Annotated in this window: 14 protein-coding genes and 1 tRNA gene; 3 read left to right on the top strand and 12 right to left on the bottom strand. The window is 47.7% G+C overall.

The genetic code is table 11. The annotated features are described in order from the left end of the window. Window positions 1-133: 133 nt before the first annotated feature. The 10 genes from C1A02_RS04240 to C1A02_RS04290 form a co-directional block, all read right to left on the bottom strand. Window positions 134-217, bottom strand: a tRNA-Leu gene (locus C1A02_RS04240). A 91-nt stretch (window positions 218-308) separates the two neighbouring features. After that, window positions 309-911, bottom strand: coding sequence for a ribonuclease M5 (locus C1A02_RS04245; protein ID WP_101696984.1), 603 nt, complete (start codon window positions 909-911; stop codon window positions 309-311). After that, window positions 908-1,960, bottom strand: coding sequence for a DNA polymerase III subunit delta (gene holA / locus C1A02_RS04250; protein ID WP_101696985.1), 1,053 nt, complete (start codon window positions 1,958-1,960; stop codon window positions 908-910). The genes C1A02_RS04245 and holA overlap by 4 nt, the downstream gene beginning before the upstream one ends. Then, on the bottom strand, window positions 1,960-4,188 hold the full coding sequence (locus C1A02_RS04255; protein ID WP_101696986.1) for a ComEC/Rec2 family competence protein: 2,229 nt from the start codon (window positions 4,186-4,188) through the stop codon (window positions 1,960-1,962). Before C1A02_RS04255 ends, holA begins: the two co-directional genes overlap by 1 nt. A 49-nt stretch (window positions 4,189-4,237) precedes the next feature. Then, a complete protein-coding gene (locus C1A02_RS04260; RefSeq protein WP_101696987.1) occupies window positions 4,238-4,777 on the bottom strand; it encodes a phosphoribosyltransferase family protein in 540 nt (179 codons plus the stop codon). 202 nt (window positions 4,778-4,979) lie between these two features. Then, on the bottom strand, window positions 4,980-5,321 hold the full coding sequence (locus C1A02_RS04265; protein WP_101696988.1) for a histidine triad nucleotide-binding protein: 342 nt from the start codon (window positions 5,319-5,321) through the stop codon (window positions 4,980-4,982). 202 nt (window positions 5,322-5,523) lie between these two features. Beyond that, a complete protein-coding gene (gene alaS, locus C1A02_RS04270; RefSeq protein ID WP_101696989.1) occupies window positions 5,524-8,154 on the bottom strand; it encodes an alanine--tRNA ligase in 2,631 nt (876 codons plus the stop codon). 341 nt (window positions 8,155-8,495) lie between these two features. Next, entirely contained in the window at window positions 8,496-10,094 is a 1,599-nt protein-coding gene (locus tag C1A02_RS04280) for a peptidoglycan D,D-transpeptidase FtsI family protein (protein ID WP_101696991.1), read from the bottom strand. A gap of 186 nt (window positions 10,095-10,280) precedes the next feature. After that, complete coding sequence (locus C1A02_RS04285) at window positions 10,281-10,634, bottom strand: hypothetical protein (protein ID WP_101696992.1); 354 nt, start codon at window positions 10,632-10,634, stop codon at window positions 10,281-10,283. Window positions 10,635-10,834: 200 nt separating this feature from the next. Then, complete coding sequence (locus tag C1A02_RS04290) at window positions 10,835-11,047, bottom strand: cold-shock protein (protein ID WP_101696993.1); 213 nt, start codon at window positions 11,045-11,047, stop codon at window positions 10,835-10,837. A gap of 329 nt (window positions 11,048-11,376) precedes the next feature. Here C1A02_RS04290 and C1A02_RS04295 point away from each other — a divergent pair, with 329 nt between their 5' ends. Continuing rightward, the gene (locus C1A02_RS04295; RefSeq protein ID WP_101696994.1) at window positions 11,377-11,913 is read left to right on the top strand and encodes a ferritin family protein; all 537 of its coding nucleotides are present in this window, start codon (window positions 11,377-11,379) and stop codon (window positions 11,911-11,913) included. A gap of 78 nt (window positions 11,914-11,991) precedes the next feature. After that, window positions 11,992-12,264: a hypothetical protein gene (locus tag C1A02_RS04300; RefSeq protein ID WP_101696995.1), complete on the top strand. Its 273-nt coding sequence runs from the start codon at window positions 11,992-11,994 to the stop codon at window positions 12,262-12,264. Between the two features lie 72 nt (window positions 12,265-12,336). On the opposite strand, the gene C1A02_RS04305 is transcribed toward C1A02_RS04300, so the two are convergent. Beyond that, window positions 12,337-12,654 (bottom strand): helix-turn-helix domain-containing protein, encoded by a 318-nt coding sequence (locus C1A02_RS04305; protein WP_101696996.1) that lies wholly within the window; start codon window positions 12,652-12,654, stop codon window positions 12,337-12,339. Between the two features lie 442 nt (window positions 12,655-13,096). Between C1A02_RS04305 and C1A02_RS04315 the strand changes: the two genes are divergently transcribed. Continuing rightward, window positions 13,097-13,570, top strand: a complete 474-nt coding sequence (locus C1A02_RS04315) for an SLOG family protein (protein ID WP_101696998.1) — start codon at window positions 13,097-13,099, stop codon at window positions 13,568-13,570. Between the two features lie 146 nt (window positions 13,571-13,716). On the opposite strand, the gene C1A02_RS04320 is transcribed toward C1A02_RS04315, so the two are convergent. Continuing rightward, on the bottom strand, window positions 13,717-16,152 hold the full coding sequence (locus tag C1A02_RS04320; protein ID WP_243577916.1) for a methyl-accepting chemotaxis protein: 2,436 nt from the start codon (window positions 16,150-16,152) through the stop codon (window positions 13,717-13,719). Window positions 16,153-16,237: the final 85 nt, after the last annotated feature.

Consider the following 16,237-nt stretch of genomic DNA (forward strand, 5'->3'; position numbering starts at 1 on the left):
AACTTCTGCCGGAGTGAAGCCAACGGGCTTATAAATCAAAAAAATGAGGGCTTCCACTTTTCATCGTAGAAACCCTCGAAAGGCGCGGATTTACTGGAGTTGAGACCAATAAATCTATATTACCTTTTTTCTTTGGTGCGGCTAATGGGACTTGAACCCATACGTTAAAAACACACGCCCCTCAAACGTGCCTGTCTGCCAATTCCAGCACAGCCGCAAATATTCTATTCGGAATTGAGCCAAAGGCGCTCAACTCGACGAGTAGTATTATAGCATCCGAGTAAAACGCTTGTCAACTGGAAATGTGCTTATTTCAAAAGTTTTTCAATTAAATTACAATATTCTTCATAACTCATCACACTGTTGAGCACTTTTAAGAGGCCATTGGTGGCCAAATGCTCCGGCAATTCCAAATGCCGCAATAGAATTTTGCGGTTCTGGGCGCTGTTTTCGCCGCCGGTAAGGCCATCGCGGAATAAATCAGATTTTTCAATTTGCCGCACCGGCTCTAACGGTTCCCCTTGCTGTTCCGGTTCGCAAAGCACCCCCGCCCGTTCCAGCGCTTCTAAAATCTGCTGTTTCGAAACACCTTCTACACCCAATTTGCCTTCTTTGGAACTTTTTTCTTTGCGGCGTTCCTTGCCTAAAACATCCGGAATATAGGCGTGCTTGATGTACTTTGCGGGAATAGAGCTCATCAGATGATGTCGAATCAGGAATCCTGCGGAATCGCTGTCGGTCAAAATGAGCAGTCCCCGGCTTTCTGCCATGCGGCGAATCAAAGCCATCTGCTGTTTATCTTTAAAAATTCGGAACCCGTGAGTTTCAATAATCAATCCATCTATGATAGAAGAAAGCTTGATTTTATCATATTTTCCTTCTACGATAACGGCCTCTTTCACTTTAATCAAGCAATTCGCTCCTTTTCGGCAATCAAAAGCAATTTGGCAATCAGTTTTTCCATTAGAATCCGATCTCCGGTACGGGAGCTTTTTAGTCCGATATCGGTTTCTAACAGCACCCCCAAGCTTTCCCGAAGCTTTTCAAGAGACAAGCCCTTCATGTCCCGCTCGGCATTTTTTAGCCGAAATTCCTTTCCTTTATAAGGGAAATAGTCGGTTAGACTGGCCGGGCTTTGTCCGCTCTGCACACAGGCCCGCACCCGGTACATATCCACATAGGCCGACGAAAGCACCGCCAAAACCGCCACCGGCTCTTCCTTTTGCTGGAACAATAAATCCAGCAAACGATAGGCTTTGTCATACTGGGCAGACACCAGCGCCTTCGAGAGCAGAAACACGGTGGTTTCTAAACTCTTCACTGCGATCCGGTCAATAGTAGCCCGGGTAATTTCTCCTTTTCCCAGAAAGGCACAAAGCTTGTCCAGTTCATGAAGCAAAGCTTGCAGTTCTTTCCCGCACTGGGTAATCAAATAAGCCGCATCGCTGCGGGAAAGGGAACAATTCTGTTTTTCTGCATAGGCGCACAGCAGTTTTTCCAGCTCTGCCCCATCCCGCTGCTTCACCTCAATGGCATGACCGGTTTTATTAACAAAGGCCAGCCATTTTTTCCAAGCGGCGGATTTTTTAACATTGATGGATAACGTGGGCTGATACACCAGCAAAACCGTGCTTTCGGGCACCGATTCCGCCAGTTCATACAGTTTGCTCAATTCTCTGGCAGGCAGCTTTTCCACATCCAAATCGCTGATGAGCACAAACTTCTTTTCCGCCATCATGGGCAAAGCCTCGGCTGCATCCGACGCCTGATCCACCTGGAATCCGTCCCCGGAAAACCGCTGCAAATTAAAATCGGCAAAAGGCTGTGCCTGCACCTTTTTCAGCAGCTTTTTCACATAAGAGGAAATCAGGTACTTTTCTTCTCCGTACAAAAAATACAATCCACTTAACTCCAGCCGTTCTGCGGCTTTTTTCCACTGGACTTCTGTAAGTTCCGGCATCAAACCTTCCTCCTTAACTGAATTTTTCCACCCGGCCGGGTATCAACTAACAAATTGCCTGCATTGCCCGTGGATACGGATACCAAACCGATGGCATCCAGCTTTTCCAAATTGGCTTGGGCAGATTCCTCCGACATGGAAAGAACGGTAACAAAAGGGGACAGTGCCCCCATGTTGCGGGGCAGATCATCGGCTATCAAAAAATCCGTCTGCTGCCATTCTGTCGGCAGCCTGTCCGCCCGGCATCCGGAAGATGCCAACAAAAAGCGTACCCCGTTCACTAAAATTCCCGTATAGCTTTGCTGTCCATCTGAGTATTGGCAGATTTTCACCTGTTCCCACAAAGCAACTTCTGATTTTGCGCGATAAGAATGCACCTGCTTTACCCGAGACAGCTCTTTCTCCAAAAATTCGCTGCCTGCGCCGTCTTCCCATACCAACAGATGGTTTGGTTCAAAATACTGCACCAGTTCCGACGCTAACAGGTATTCCTCTTTGGTGTCGCCGGTCATCTGCAAATAGTCCAGCTGCCGCACCCCCTGCCCTTGCAGGTAACTGCGCGCAGCAGAAGAAGAAAACCCGCCGCAGCCGACAACTGCACCCTTCCCCCGGTGAGTCAAAACCACAGAAATGCCGTCGCCCGCCTGCAAAACCGCCACCCGGGTAACCGGATTCATCGAAATCTGGTAAGAAAAAATCCCGCCAAGAAGCAGAATCAGCGACAAAAGCCCGGCGGTTTGTTTGACTTTGGGGGAAGATGGTTTTCGCAAAAGCAATGCCCCCAACAGCAGAACAGCGGCCAGCCACAACCGGATAAACCCAAAAGAAGCCGACACGCTGGCATAAGAGAGTTGCGCCAACAGGCGAGCGCAGCCCATCATGTAATTGGCCAAAATCCCCGTCATAAAGGCCACGGGCATTGCCAAAAACGAAGCACCCAGTAAATACAGAACCGCTGCCACAGCAGCAAACTCCATCAGAAGGGTTGAGGGGAATATCTGAAGGATATTCGACACCGGGCTGATAAGGGAAACCGTTCCAAACGATAAAATGATAATCGGTAAAGTAAACAGTGTGGCAGATACGGTGGTACAAATAACAGAGTTCACGCCATCCAGCAAAATGCGCCCCCGAGATACTTTCTGGTAAAGAACGCAAAGACGGCGGCTCATGGGCCCAGAACATAAAATCATACCTAAAGTGGCGGAAAAAGACAAAAGCAGCCCCAAATCTGCCGCTGCATAGGGATTCGATGCACCAATCAGCACCGCTGCCAAGCCAAGGGAATTCATCGAATCCGCCCGGCGGCTCACCACAGTTCCCAACAAATAAATCAGGCTCATAATACCGCTTCGCATCACACTGGGCACAAATCCCGTTACCGCCATGAATCCCAATACCCCAGCCATCGTAACCACGGCTGCCGATTTGCGGCGAACCCGTAATAGGCTTAACAGCAGCAAAAAGAACTGAGCCATGGTGGTCATATGCAAGCCCGAAACCGACAGAATATGGGTAACCCCCACTGTCTGAAAATCCGATTTTACCTGCCAGCCGATTCCAGAGGTATCCCCCAGCAAAACTCCCGCCGCCAGCCCCGCCTGCTGACTGGGCAGCATTCGGTACATTGCACCAATCATCGCCCTGCGGATGGTAAGAGCATGATAGTAAAGGGGTTTCTCTTGAGGCGGCCCGGTTTCAACCGGCTCATACTCAAACAAATAGGCAAAAAGGGTAATCCCCTTCGACGCATAGTAAGAAGGGGAATCAAAGCCTTCCCCGCCTTGTGGAGTATAAAAATGGGCTTTTCCCTCTACTTTTCCGTAAATATCCACATTCAGCGCATTTTGTGTGGAAAGCCGAACCTTGTCCACATAGGGAACGTCGGTTCCCGAAATGTTGTCCACCTTTATGACATAATAAAACCGTCCATAGGCGCTGACGGGCAGCTCGCAGACCGTACCCGTCAGCACGGCGTCCTTTCCGTCCATCTGCTGCGCAGGCAGAACAATCGTCTGCGCATGAAAATAAAAGGAACCGAACGCCACTGCCGCCGTTAACAAGGCCGCCTGGACGGTACGATGGTGTTGGGTTTTTCGCACATACACCAAAACGCAAAAGGCCAGCCCACAGGCACAGCCCAGCGTTAAGGCACCCGCTGCGCCAAAATAAACCGCAGCTGTCAGTGCCAGCAAATAGCTGAAACCAATAAGCGCGAACGGACGCATGAAAAACCCTCCCCAGATTTATTTCAGGGATCGCTTTTTCGAATTGTGATTATTTGTGAAACAAAGGAAGCGGCTCTAAAAAGATGATGTCGTTACGCTTTGCAGCATCGCCTTCTGCCAGAACACAGGCGCGGCCTACCACATTGCCGCCGAATTCATTGACCAGCTTTTCAATGGCCGCCAAAGATTCCCCGGTGCTGATTACGTCATCCACAATCAGAATTCGCTTGCCGGCCAGCCCTTTGTAATCATCTTCGGAAAGATATAAATTCTGCACATGATCGGTGGTAATGGATTTTACCTCGACATGGATGCAGTTGCGCATGTATGCCTTAATGCTCTTTCTGGCCACCACATAGCGGCGGCAGCCCCGGCGTGCCATTTCATAGCACAGCGGAATTCCTTTGGTTTCTGCCGTAATCACCACGTCGTGCTCCGGGCAGCGCCTGAGCAGTTCTTCCGCGGCGCGCTCTGTGATCTCAACATCACCGAACATAACGAAGCCAGCAATATCCAAATGTTCATCAATGGGGCAAATGGGGAGCTCGCGCTCCAAACCGGCTATCGTCATTTTATATACTTCTGCCATGATTCGTTACAGACCTTTCTTTTGGGCATTTTTTGAAAACGACAATCCACATCTGTTTCTCTGCAAAGGGAGAAGCAGAAGGAAAACCCAGAAATACAATATGTATTTCCAGCACAATTGGTGCGAAACATTTCCCCGCAGAAAAACAGATGGATTCTTTTGTTTTCGATTGCCTCTTATGAAATAAATGAAAAAAATTGCATCAGCCCGGAGGCCAAGCCATAAACCGGCCGCCCAGCATGTGAAAATGCAGATGCTTTACGGTTTGACCACCATTGTCCCCACAGTTATTGACCAAGCGGAACCCGCCTTCCAGCGCAAGCTCTTTGGCCAGCTGAGGAGCCTTCTGGAAAATATATGCCACGATATCGCTGTTTTCTTCCGTAATGTCCCAAGCGGAAGAAATATGCTCTTTGGGAATGATCAGCACATGCACGGGAGCTTTGGGATCCAGATCATAAAAAGCCAGAATTTTGTCATCTTCATAGACTTTTTTGCTGGGGATTTCACCGTGTGCAATTTTGCAGAATATACAATCATCCATTGAAAATCCCTCCCTTTTCTTTGTGATGTCATTGGGGCGTTTCAGAAAACTGTCTTTGGGTTTTGCAAAGCAAATGAAAAAGCTTATCAGAACTACTGTGAAATGGGGCATTCGAATCCGCTAAAGCCACTGCCGTGCAGAACCAAAACAGGCTCTTTTCAAATCGCCCTGTATCTAATAGAATCTTTCCTTATAATGACTGTTATTTCAGCATTTCTGAAAGGATTCCTTCTGCCGCTGTCAAAGCCTCTTCCAGCTTGCCGGGTTCTTTTGCCCCGGCCATAGCCAAGTCCGGCTTTCCGCCGCCGTTACCGCCGGCTATTTTGGCTACCTGCCCCACCAGTTTGCCTGCATGGGCCCCCAACTTCACCGCTTCGGCCCCAGCTGTTGCCGCAATGGTTGCCTTGCCATCGGTCACACCCGCCAGCACCGCGACCACATTGGCCGACCGGCTTTTAATCTGGTCACACATGGCGCGCAATGCGTCTGCTGATGTTCCGGGCAATACCGCCGTCATCAAACGAACGCCGCCCACCGGCTTTGCCTCATCCAACAAGCTGTTGATTCGCACCGAAGCCAGCTTGCCATTCAGACTTTCGATCTCTCTATCCTTTTCTTTCAGCTCTGCACTCACTTGCTTGGCACGCTGAGCCAGATCTGCCGGATTGTTCAGCTTGAGGCCGGCTGCCGCTTCCTGCACCAGATCCATCTGACGGTTCAGCATGGCCAGCACGCCTGCGCCCGTCACGCCCTCAATGCGGCGCACACCGGCTGCCACAGAGCTTTCAGAAACAATTTTGAATAATCCCAATTTTGCGGTGTTGTCAATATGGGTTCCGCCGCACAGTTCCCGAGAGAATTCCCCGGCGCTGACCACGCGAACCACATCCCCATATTTTTCGCCGAACAACGCCATCGCTCCAATTTTTCTGGCTTCTTCCAGCGACATTTCGCGGCATTCCACAGAAACGCCCTCTAAAATCACCTGATTGACCAGTTCTTCGGTTTTATGGAGTTCTTCCGGTGTCATTGCAGAAAAGTGGGTAAAGTCAAAGCGCACATGAGCATCACTGACCAGCTGGCCTGCCTGCTCCACATGAGAACCCAGCACCTGGCGCAAAGCCGCCTGAAGCAAATGCGCCGCCGTGTGATTGCGCATGATGGCCCGGCGGCGTTCTTCCGCCACCTGAGCTGTAACAATATCGCCTTCAGAAATTCTTCCGGCCGTCACCTTGCCCTGATGCAGATAAATGCCGCTGTGATTCTTGGTGGTATCTTTTACCAGCAGCTGAGAATCCCCTGCTGTTACAAAGCCGGTATCCCCCACCTGACCGCCGCTTTCCGCGTAAAAAGGAGTACGGTCAAGCACCAAAGTGATTTCGTCGCCCGCTTCGGCAGCATCCACCCGCTCGCCGTCTTTTAAAACAGCCAGCACCGTGGCGGAAGACGAAATGGAATCGTACCCCACAAATTCTGTGGCAGCTACGTCATCCAAAACATCAGAGCCGCCGGCCCAGGCATCTGCCCCTGCATTCTTGCGGGCGGCACGGGCACGCTCTTTCTGCTCTTTCATCAAGCGGCGAAAGTCTTCCTCATCAACGGTCATGCCTTGCTCTGCTACGATTTCCTTGGTTAAATCCAACGGGAAACCATAGGTATCATTCAGGCGGAACGCATCCTCACCAGAAAACACCTTGCCATTCATCTCTTTCATCAGGCTGCCAAGCAGCTGAAGCCCCTGATCAATGGTGCGGGCAAAGCTTTCTTCTTCCACATGAATCAGCTTTACAATCATGTCGCGTTTTTCTTCCAGTTCCGGATAAGCATCCCGGTTTTCAGCAATCACTGTTTGTGCCACTTCGGACAGGAAAGGCTTGTTGATGCCCAACAGCTTGCCATGGCGTGCAGCGCGGCGCAGCAAACGGCGCAGCACATAGCCCCGCCCTTCGTTAGACGGCATAACTCCGTCGCCAATCATAAAGGTGGTGCTGCGGATATGATCGGTAATCACCCGCAAAGACACATCCCTTTTGGGCTCCTCCCCATAGGTAACGCCTGCAATCCGGCTGATGTGCTTCATGATATTCTGAACGGTATCCACCAAAAACAGATTATCTACCCCCTGCATCACGCAGGCCAGACGTTCCAGCCCCATGCCGGTGTCGATGTTGGGATGCTCTAAAGGCGTGTAGTTGCCTTTCCCATCGCTGTCAAACTGGGTAAACACCAAATTCCAGAACTCCATATAACGGTCGCATTCACAGCCGGGGCCGCAATCCGGGGCTCCACAACCATACTGCTCTCCCCGGTCAAAGTGCAGCTCTGAGCAAGGGCCGCAGGGGCCGGTGCCATGCTCCCAGAAATTGTCTTTTTTGCCGAGCCGAACCATACGATCCGGTGAAATGCCCACTTCTTTTGTCCAAATTTCATAGGCCTCGTCGTCGTCCTGATAAATGGTGATCCACACGCGATCTTCCGGCAGCCCCATCACTTTGGTGCAGAACTCCCAAGCCCAAGCCGTAGCTTCTCTTTTAAAGTAATCCCCAAAAGAGAAATTGCCCAGCATTTCAAAATACGTTCCGTGACGCGCCGTTATGCCCACACTTTCAATATCCGGAGTGCGGATGCACTTCTGACAGGTTGTCACCCTCTTTTTCGGAGGAGTCACTTCGCCTGTAAAGTACTTTTTCATGGGAGCCATACCGGAATTGATTAGCAAAAGGCTGTTGTCGCCATCGGGCACCAGAGAAAAGCTTTTCAGCCGCATATGCCCTTTGGATTCAAAAAAGGACAGATATTTCTCCCGAATTTCATTTAATCCCGTCCACTGCATGATTGTACTCTCCTGTCTGAAATAGTCGGCGCAAAAGCAAATGGATGTCCGCAAAAAAACAGACCTCCGCCGCCCGATATGGGACGGAGGAAGTCCGTGGTACCACCCAAATTGCGCAAAAAGCGCCACTTAAATCCCTTAACGCGGGGAACGGCCGGATTCTTCATCCAGCGGCTGAGGGAGGGGCACGCTGCCCGCTGTTCCGAAAGGTCTTTCAGCCCAAATCGGCAGCTTTCTGCCGGAACCTTCTCTCTGTTTTGGAACGCAAAAACAACTTCTTTCCCATAATCGCCTTTGTTCTATTAAATCATTCAAATTATACTCCCAAAGCCAGGCCATTGTCAATTGATTTTTGGCAGCAGTCCGTTGGCGATTTCTTGAAACACAGGCGCACCGTCGCTGGCTCCATTGGCATCCTCTGATAGAACTACAATCGAATAGCGGGGGTTATTCAGCGGATAAAAACCAGCATACCAGCCTTGCACCACTTCTCTTCCATCCACAAACTGCCCGGTCTGAGCGGTTCCTGTTTTGGCTCCGGCCCCGCCGGAAAGAGGTCTGCCTTTTTTTCCGGTTCCTTCTTCCACCGCTGCCCCCATAAACTGGCGCAGCAGCGCCGCTGTGGTTTGTGACATCACCCGAACCGGAGTCGGCTCTCTGGCAGTGTCCACATATTCCCGGTTTTCATCCACCAGCCCCTGCACCAAACTGGGGGCCACATACTCCCCTTTTGCCGCTATCGCATTCATCAGCCCGGCCACCTGAACGGGGGTCGCCGTCAGTCTTCCCTGCCCAAAAGAAAAGTTGGCCAAAGCACGGGGCGTCAAAAGTTCTTTTGGTTCTGGCAGTGCCCCGGAAGAAGATCCATACCCCGGTGCCAGCGGTATGGTCTGCCCAAACCCAAGCGACTTGGACATTCTTAAAAAATCTTCATTGGGAACCTGCTGCATCAGCCGGACAAAATAGGTATTACAGGACTGAACAATTGCCCCTTGCATATCCAGCTTTCCGTGCACCTTTCCATTAAAACAGTGGTACACGCCGCCGCCGATATTAATCCCGCCGGTACATTCAAAAACCGTATCCGGCGAAACGCCGTTTTCCAGCGCGGTGGCAGCCGAAACCAATTTAAATACCGACCCCAAACTATAAGCAGAAATCGCCCGGTTCAGCATGGGGGAATCCGGGTCATCCAGCGCCGCCTGCAAATCATTGGGGGAAAAGTCCGGCACGCTGACCATGGCTCGGATTTGCCCGCTGGGCACTTCCGTCACCACTACGGCGCCTTTTTTCAGGTGCTTTTCTGCTGCCTGTTCTGCCAAAGCCTGAATGTCTTTGTCCAGCGTCAGCACCACACCGCTGTTTCGTTTTTGATACGTGTCAATTACTTCGGTTTCTTCACCGGGCAAAACCCGGTTAACTGCGTCCACCCGATAGCTCACGGTGATTTCACCTTGATCTTGAGACAAAAAATCCTGATATGCTTTTTCAATTCCCGCGACCCCTGTGCCGCTGCCATCCAGATAGCCAATGACATTGGCAGCCGGCTGCTCTGTCTGGGCATAGCGTTTTTCCGTTTCAAAAGTACGAATTCCTTCCGCAGAAACAGACTGGGGAACCTTTAGCAAAAAAGGGTTCCCTTTGGTCAGCAGGGTGTACACTTCCTCCATTCTTTTTCGGGGAAGAACGTCTGCCAAAGCAGAAACGGATTCCGGCGTGGGAATCACCGCAGCCACATATTCTTTTTCTGTTCCCGTCAGGGGGGTTAAGTTGGTATCGTAAATTGTCCCTCTGGTGGTGGCCACCGAAAGATGATAACTGCTTTGTCGGTCAGCAGTTTCTGCCAGCTGATTTCCCGTAGAGATGGAATACAGGTTCATCAGCATCAAAAACATACAGCACATAAAAATAGCAAAAAATATGGTGACTCGTTTACTCATCCCTGATCACTCCTGTTCTTTAGCATAACCACAATCCGAAACCTTTAATCGGTAACAGTGCAGTCAAAGGAGGAAAAGGAATCCACACTATTTTCATTTTGGTTCTGTCGCATGAAAGCGTGACTATTACTGAAAATAAATTCAGCTTTAGAATTCAGAAGCATTTGTAACGCTCTTGCTCATGACTTACTGAAAAGGGGAAGGTTTCTTCTGAATGATTTTTACAACATTATAAATTTGATAAGGGATATATCCTAAAACACCAATATAGAATAAACCAGCCAAAGAAATTGGCCAGAAGACCGACGCCATGATTTTAAAGATTAGTGATTTTTTTGAAATAAATCGTACAAACAAAATAATCCCACTCAATATAGAACTAAACCCATATCCGCCTAACAACCCGTACAATAAAAAAGATTGTATTTTGTCTTCATTACCGAATGATTGCATATTGCCTAAAAAAGCATAAATTAAGAAGGCAGATATAAAAACAGAAAGTGTCACAGCTAAATATTCAATTCTTTGTTTTTGGGTCATGGTATTGTCACCTCTTTCAAACGAAACTTATTTTCAGCTGTTTGCTTCAAGCACTAGCCAGAGTTATTTTTAGAGACCAGCAAACGTGGTGAGCTAGTACGTTTCACTTCTTATGCTTTCGAAAATCATTCCCTCATTTATAAAAGCAAAACCAAAAAAAGGCCGTCCCATTTGGGACGGCCTTTTTACCTTAGCAAAACTTATTGAGCAATCTCAACATTGGCAGCCTTCAGCTTGCCGTTGCGGGCATCTGTTTCTACCTCAAAAGTGACCTTCTGGCCTTCGGCCAATGATTTATATCCCTGACCGATAATAGCGGAAAAATGAACGAATACATCTTCGCCGCCGTTGTCGTTGGCAATAAAACCATAACCTTTTTCTGCATTAAACCATTTGACTGTACCTTTCTCCATGAAAAGCACCTCCTTAGTAAATTGTGTATCCAAAACTGTAAAAAAGAAAAGCCCCCACCTTGCATAAATCATTAAACGGACAATGACTTACATCAAGATGTGAGCTCATTTTCGTACATTTAGAATTTAGAATGCAAGTTCAGTATAGCATGGCGTTTGCGTTTTGTCAAACTGATTTGTTCTCTTTTCTTTCACCGCTTCATCCCGGTTTTTCTGGCAAATCACACCCATTTTGATGGAATCCTGTTCGTGGGAAATTCGCTAATTAAAAGTCTTTTTCATACCATGATAGCAGGCAAACCGAACCAGAAGAAGGGAATGAAATCTTTATGCCAGACACCCCCTACCGGGCGCCGCTTGCCCCTTATCAGGCCAATCTTCCGTATCCGGAAATAAAGGGAATAGAACCCAACCGTCGCTTTGCCATTTTGCTTTCAGACGCTTATGCCGGGCGAGGTTCCGAAATGACAGCCGTGAATCAGTATTTGGTACACAGCTATTATTTGGAAGAATATCCGAAAATATACCAGACTTATCAAAAAATAGCCCAAGTAGAGCAGATTCATTTGCAGCTTTTGGGCAAACTGATTCACGACTTGGGCAGCCAGCCACTTTTGCAGTCTCGCGTCACAAACCATTATTGGAGCGGATCATTTCCCAACTATGAGTACAGCTTGGGTGCTATTTTGGAATCCGATATTCGCAGAGAATTAGAAGAAATTTCTCATTACAAGCTGCTGATCCGCCAAATTAACGATGATCACATTCAGCGCCTGCTCGGCCGAATTATTTTGGACGAGCAAAGACACGTTCAAATTCTTTCCGCTTTTTTAGCGGATTCTTCCACAGACATCACCATTGTATGATTTGGAAAATTCAGGCCACACTAAAACGGTCTGATAGGCCATTCCATCATCCTGTGCCCGAAGGGAGAAACAAAAGCCATGCAGAAGAAAAACGGATGCTGTCTGGGTTCCTGCGGAACGTTCCTGCTAGTGCTGATCTTCCTTCTTCTTTTGGGCTCCTTTGTTCTTCGTAAAATTCAAATTGTTCCAAAGGATGATACCAATACGTATCCTTCGCGCATGCTGGTAAAAAATCAGCAATCCCCCGATTCTCCCTTTGAGCCTGACGAACACAGGATTCTTCCCTTTTCATTGGGCTTTACAAATGAAGGGGTCTCCCCAATTCAGCAAAGCCAGGATTTCCGCATTTAAAAAGAATCTTGTGAAAAATATCAATAAAATACACCGTGCCGCATTGGCAAGGTGTATTTTTTTAATACGTCATCAATTGCTTTTTCCGATCAGGCCCTTTACAATCGCCGATATATGCACCAGCGACTGCTCATCTAATTTTTTTAAATTTTGGATCAGCTCGGCAATTTGCCCCGGATATTCGTTTTCTACATCAAAAAAATCTTTGGGAGAAATCCCCAGGTATTCGCAAATATAAAAAAAGACAGTCATGGATGGGAACGCTTTTTTCAACTCGATTTTGTTGATATAATTTTCGCTTTGTCCAATTGATAAGCTCATATCTCGAGCCGAAACGCCTTTTTTCATTCTTAGATCAGCCAAACGCTCGCTGAAAAAATTGTCGTACATTTTCTGATCACCCGCTTTCATGTAGTATTATAAGTTTTATATTGTTTTATTACGGGGAATCAGTTTCGCTATTATGATTGACATTAGGAATTAAATGTTTTATTATAGCTTATTATAAGGAATTGGTTGATGTATCTCAACGGGGAATCGAAAATAAAAGGGTGTATTGGCAGAAATCATTCGGCCGGTTTTGTCTTATTTTAAAAGAAAAACCAACAAATGCTTGAGGCAGACTGTTTTTTACCGAAAACAGAACACAAGCACCGGCCCTGTTTTTGCTGCTGTTCCACTGTTGCAAATTTTTCTCTGGTTCGACAAAATCCCGGTACAAAAATCAGTCGGATTATGGTATGCCCAGCAAAGAGCAAACACCGCCTAAGTACAAGGATAGAAATCACATTCTAAAAGAATGAAATTTTAAAATGTCCCAGGAGAGATGTGTATGAATACCGAGCATCCAGCCAAGGCCTGCTGTGTGACGGGCCACCGATTTATCGCACCCGAAAAAAGGGATTATGTAAAGTCTGAACTAAAAAAAGAAATATTGCGGGCAGTCGAAGACGGCTATACCCATTTTATTTCCGGATTTTCAGAAGGGGTAGATTTGCTTTTTGCTTCTATTGTGGCAGATTTAAGCACCAAAAATGCAAATCTTACGTTAGAGGCAGCCATCCCTTACCGCGGCAGACTAAACACCACAAACGAACTGTTTCAGCAGTTGCTTTATAAGTGCTGTATGATTGGAATTCATGGTGAAAATTTTGACCGCACCTGTTTTTTTAACCGCAATCGGTTTATGATCTCTGTATCCCAGCGGGTCATTGCGGTATATGATGGACGGGAAAAGGGTGGTACTTTTTTTATGATGCGCTATGCCTACTCGAAAGAGCGCGATGTAAGGATTATTAAAATATAGCAGCAAAGCGTACGGCAGATCCGCTCCGGATCTGCCGTACGCTTTGTTTTTGGGGAATACCTGTTCTTTCTTTTTCTGAAAGCGCCTTTAGCGGTTTCTCCCTTGACAGCTTCACACCGTAAAACCTCCTGAATTTTTGCCTTTTCTTATCTTTCTATCTTTTTAACAGTTTCAACTTCTGTTTCTGTATTTTCTCTTGGCAATATCTCATCTTCTAAAAATTCTTCCTGTGTTCTTTCAAAAAGAATTTCTTCTGCAAATTCTGTAAACGGATTTTCTGAGGAAAGAGCCATTTGTCTGCCGGAAACTTCGCTCTCTATCCTTTTGGATACCAATTCCGAAATATTTTCTTTCGGAGAAACGTCCTGCTGCCTGAAAGCTTTCTGAAGCAATGGCTGTGAAAGCGATTCCTCTTCCGACCATTCCCGCATTTCCTCTGTTGGCGGTTCCATCAAATTGGCTTGTTCCGCACGCAGCCGGAACCGGCCGATTTCCCGGTAAAGTCCGGTGGCTTGTTCCGACAAAGTTTCGCTGACTGCCGAACTTTTTTCGGCGGCAGCTGCATTGTTCTGCACCACAGAAGACACCGAAGTTAATCCCTGTGTAATTTGAAAAATTGCCTGCGCCTGATCCGAGGCCGCAGTATCTATTTTTTCCATCATTTCATCCATTTGGCTCGCTTGATGAGAAATGGCGTGCAAAATTTCGTTGGTTTCTCCTGCTAAGGCGGCTCCCCGCTGGACTTGTGCCGATGATTTTCGAATCAGTTCTTCCGTTTCTTTAGCCGCCTGCGCAGACTTTTCAGCCAAATCGCGCACCTCATTGGCCACCACTGCAAACCCCCGGCCTGCTTGTCCGGCATGGGCCGCTTCCACGGCGGCGTTTAATGCCAAGATATTTGTCTGAAAAGCAATATCCTCAATCATCCGGGTAATGTGAGAAATCTGTCCCGATGAAGTCTGAATTTCTTTCATAGCATCGGTTAAAGAGAGCATTTGCCCCACTCCCTCGGACACTTTTTGCTGTGTTTCCGCCACATAGCCAGATGCAATTTTTACACTGCCCGCGTTTTCGCTGGACTGTTGTGCTACCTGTTCCACCGCGGCAGAAAGCTGCTCAATGGCCTGTGCCTGCTGCGTTACCCCGTCAGCCAGTAACTGGGAAGCACCGGACATTTGAAATGCCCCCTCACTGACCTGACCGGCAGAGGCTCCGATTCGGCAGAAGGCCCGGTTCAGAGAATCTGAAATATTTAACAACGCAGTCTGAATTGGGGCAAAATCCCCTGCGTATTCATTTTCAATCTGCACCCGCAGGTCTCCACTGCCCATCTGCGCCAGTATCCGTGAAATTTCATCCACATAGGTGTGAATCACCAAGCTGGTTTGCCGAAATGTTTCGGACAACTCCCCAAATTCATCTTGTGTTTTTTGTTCAAACCCAATGTTCAGATTCCCGTTTTTCATTTCTTCTGCCAGTGCCATAACATCGCCCATTGGGGACAAGGCTTTTTTCAAAAGGAATACGATGCTAACTCCTAAAATTACAATCCCCAAAAAGGCCACTGCCAAAACAAGAAATGTGATGTGTCTTGCGTCGGCCAAAGCTTCTTCGGTCTGCACCACAAAGGCACTGGTTAGGGTATTCTCCACTCCGCTGATTGCAATCGGCGAATGAATCTGATAAGAACGCCGGCCTGTTGCATCATCACTTCCTTCCCAAAACAACAGGCTTTCCGATTCATCGGGCAGTTTATACTCTGTTCCAATGATTTCCGGGTTCTCAGAATGTCCGATATAGGTTCCCTTACCTGTTAAGATATAGCTATAGGCGGTTTGATATCCCCCCCTATCAAAAGGGATTTGATTGATGGTGTCTACCAAAACATCGCAGTTAGCTACCCCCACAAACCGGCCGGAATCATCCAGAATCGGATTACTGATGCTGATGATCCATGCCTGTTTCCCATTGGACAGCTCCACCGTATAAGGCTCGGTAATATAAGGTTTTTGGGTTTTCTTTGCCACCGCGTAATATTCCTGCTCACCGTATTGATCATAATCATTTTTAACCGTCATCAGCAAATTGCTGTCACTGCGAAAGGCATATGAAGACAGACCATACGGTGTTTTTTCAAAATAGCTGTTGGGTTCCCATGCAACATAGACGGAAAAAATCCGGTCATCCAGTAAAATTCCGGTGAGCATATCGTTTAAAAGCGGGCGCAGCTGCTCTTTTGTCAAATGCAGCTGTTCCAGCTTAGACATGGAAAGTGCTAACGAGCTGGAACGAATCTGCATGGCATCCAGATAACCCGAAACCAAATTCGCGTTGCGTTCTGCGAGATATTCCACATTCTTTTTGGTGCTGTTCACCATGATTGCCGACAAATTCATATTCAGCACCGCGATTACCGCAGCCATTATTATTACAATGAGCAAAAGAACCTGTGCCGGCATCCGAAAAGCCAGCTGTTTGCTCCAGATTCTTTGGCGTTTCCCGGTTTGCTTTGGAATAAATGGTTTGATGATGTGTAGCACAATGTTTTTAAAGTTCACAAGCAAATCCCGCATCTTTTTCATTCCTTATCTCCATAGAATTTCTTCTAAATTCATCCTAGCAAACAGGGAATGAAGAATCAATCGTGGCAGCACCTGGGGCTAAAAA

Origin of the sequence: Clostridium minihomine, from assembly GCF_900240385.1 — a bacterium.
In the GTDB taxonomy this organism is placed as follows: domain Bacteria; phylum Bacillota; class Clostridia; order Oscillospirales; family Acutalibacteraceae; genus Faecalispora; species Faecalispora minihomine.

Excerpts from the sequence above, each read along its gene's own strand:
- C1A02_RS04300 (WP_101696995.1), top strand. The coding sequence starts at position 11,992 with ATGCAGAAGAAAAACGGATGCTGTCTGGGTTCCTGCGGAACGTTCCTG.
- C1A02_RS04305 (WP_101696996.1), bottom strand. The coding sequence starts at position 12,654 with ATGTACGACAATTTTTTCAGCGAGCGTTTGGCTGATCTAAGAATGAAA.
- C1A02_RS04320 (WP_243577916.1), bottom strand. The coding sequence starts at position 16,152 with ATGAAAAAGATGCGGGATTTGCTTGTGAACTTTAAAAACATTGTGCTA.
- C1A02_RS04290 (WP_101696993.1), bottom strand. The coding sequence starts at position 11,047 with ATGGAGAAAGGTACAGTCAAATGGTTTAATGCAGAAAAAGGTTATGGT.
- C1A02_RS04280 (WP_101696991.1), bottom strand. The coding sequence starts at position 10,094 with ATGAGTAAACGAGTCACCATATTTTTTGCTATTTTTATGTGCTGTATG.
- alaS (WP_101696989.1), bottom strand. The coding sequence starts at position 8,154 with ATGCAGTGGACGGGATTAAATGAAATTCGGGAGAAATATCTGTCCTTT.
- C1A02_RS04315 (WP_101696998.1), top strand. The coding sequence starts at position 13,097 with ATGAATACCGAGCATCCAGCCAAGGCCTGCTGTGTGACGGGCCACCGA.
- C1A02_RS04260 (WP_101696987.1), bottom strand. The coding sequence starts at position 4,777 with ATGGCAGAAGTATATAAAATGACGATAGCCGGTTTGGAGCGCGAGCTC.
- holA (WP_101696985.1), bottom strand. The coding sequence starts at position 1,960 with ATGCCGGAACTTACAGAAGTCCAGTGGAAAAAAGCCGCAGAACGGCTG.
- C1A02_RS04285 (WP_101696992.1), bottom strand. The coding sequence starts at position 10,634 with ATGACCCAAAAACAAAGAATTGAATATTTAGCTGTGACACTTTCTGTT.
- C1A02_RS04265 (WP_101696988.1), bottom strand. The coding sequence starts at position 5,321 with ATGGATGATTGTATATTCTGCAAAATTGCACACGGTGAAATCCCCAGC.
- C1A02_RS04255 (WP_101696986.1), bottom strand. The coding sequence starts at position 4,188 with ATGCGTCCGTTCGCGCTTATTGGTTTCAGCTATTTGCTGGCACTGACA.
- C1A02_RS04295 (WP_101696994.1), top strand. The coding sequence starts at position 11,377 with ATGCCAGACACCCCCTACCGGGCGCCGCTTGCCCCTTATCAGGCCAAT.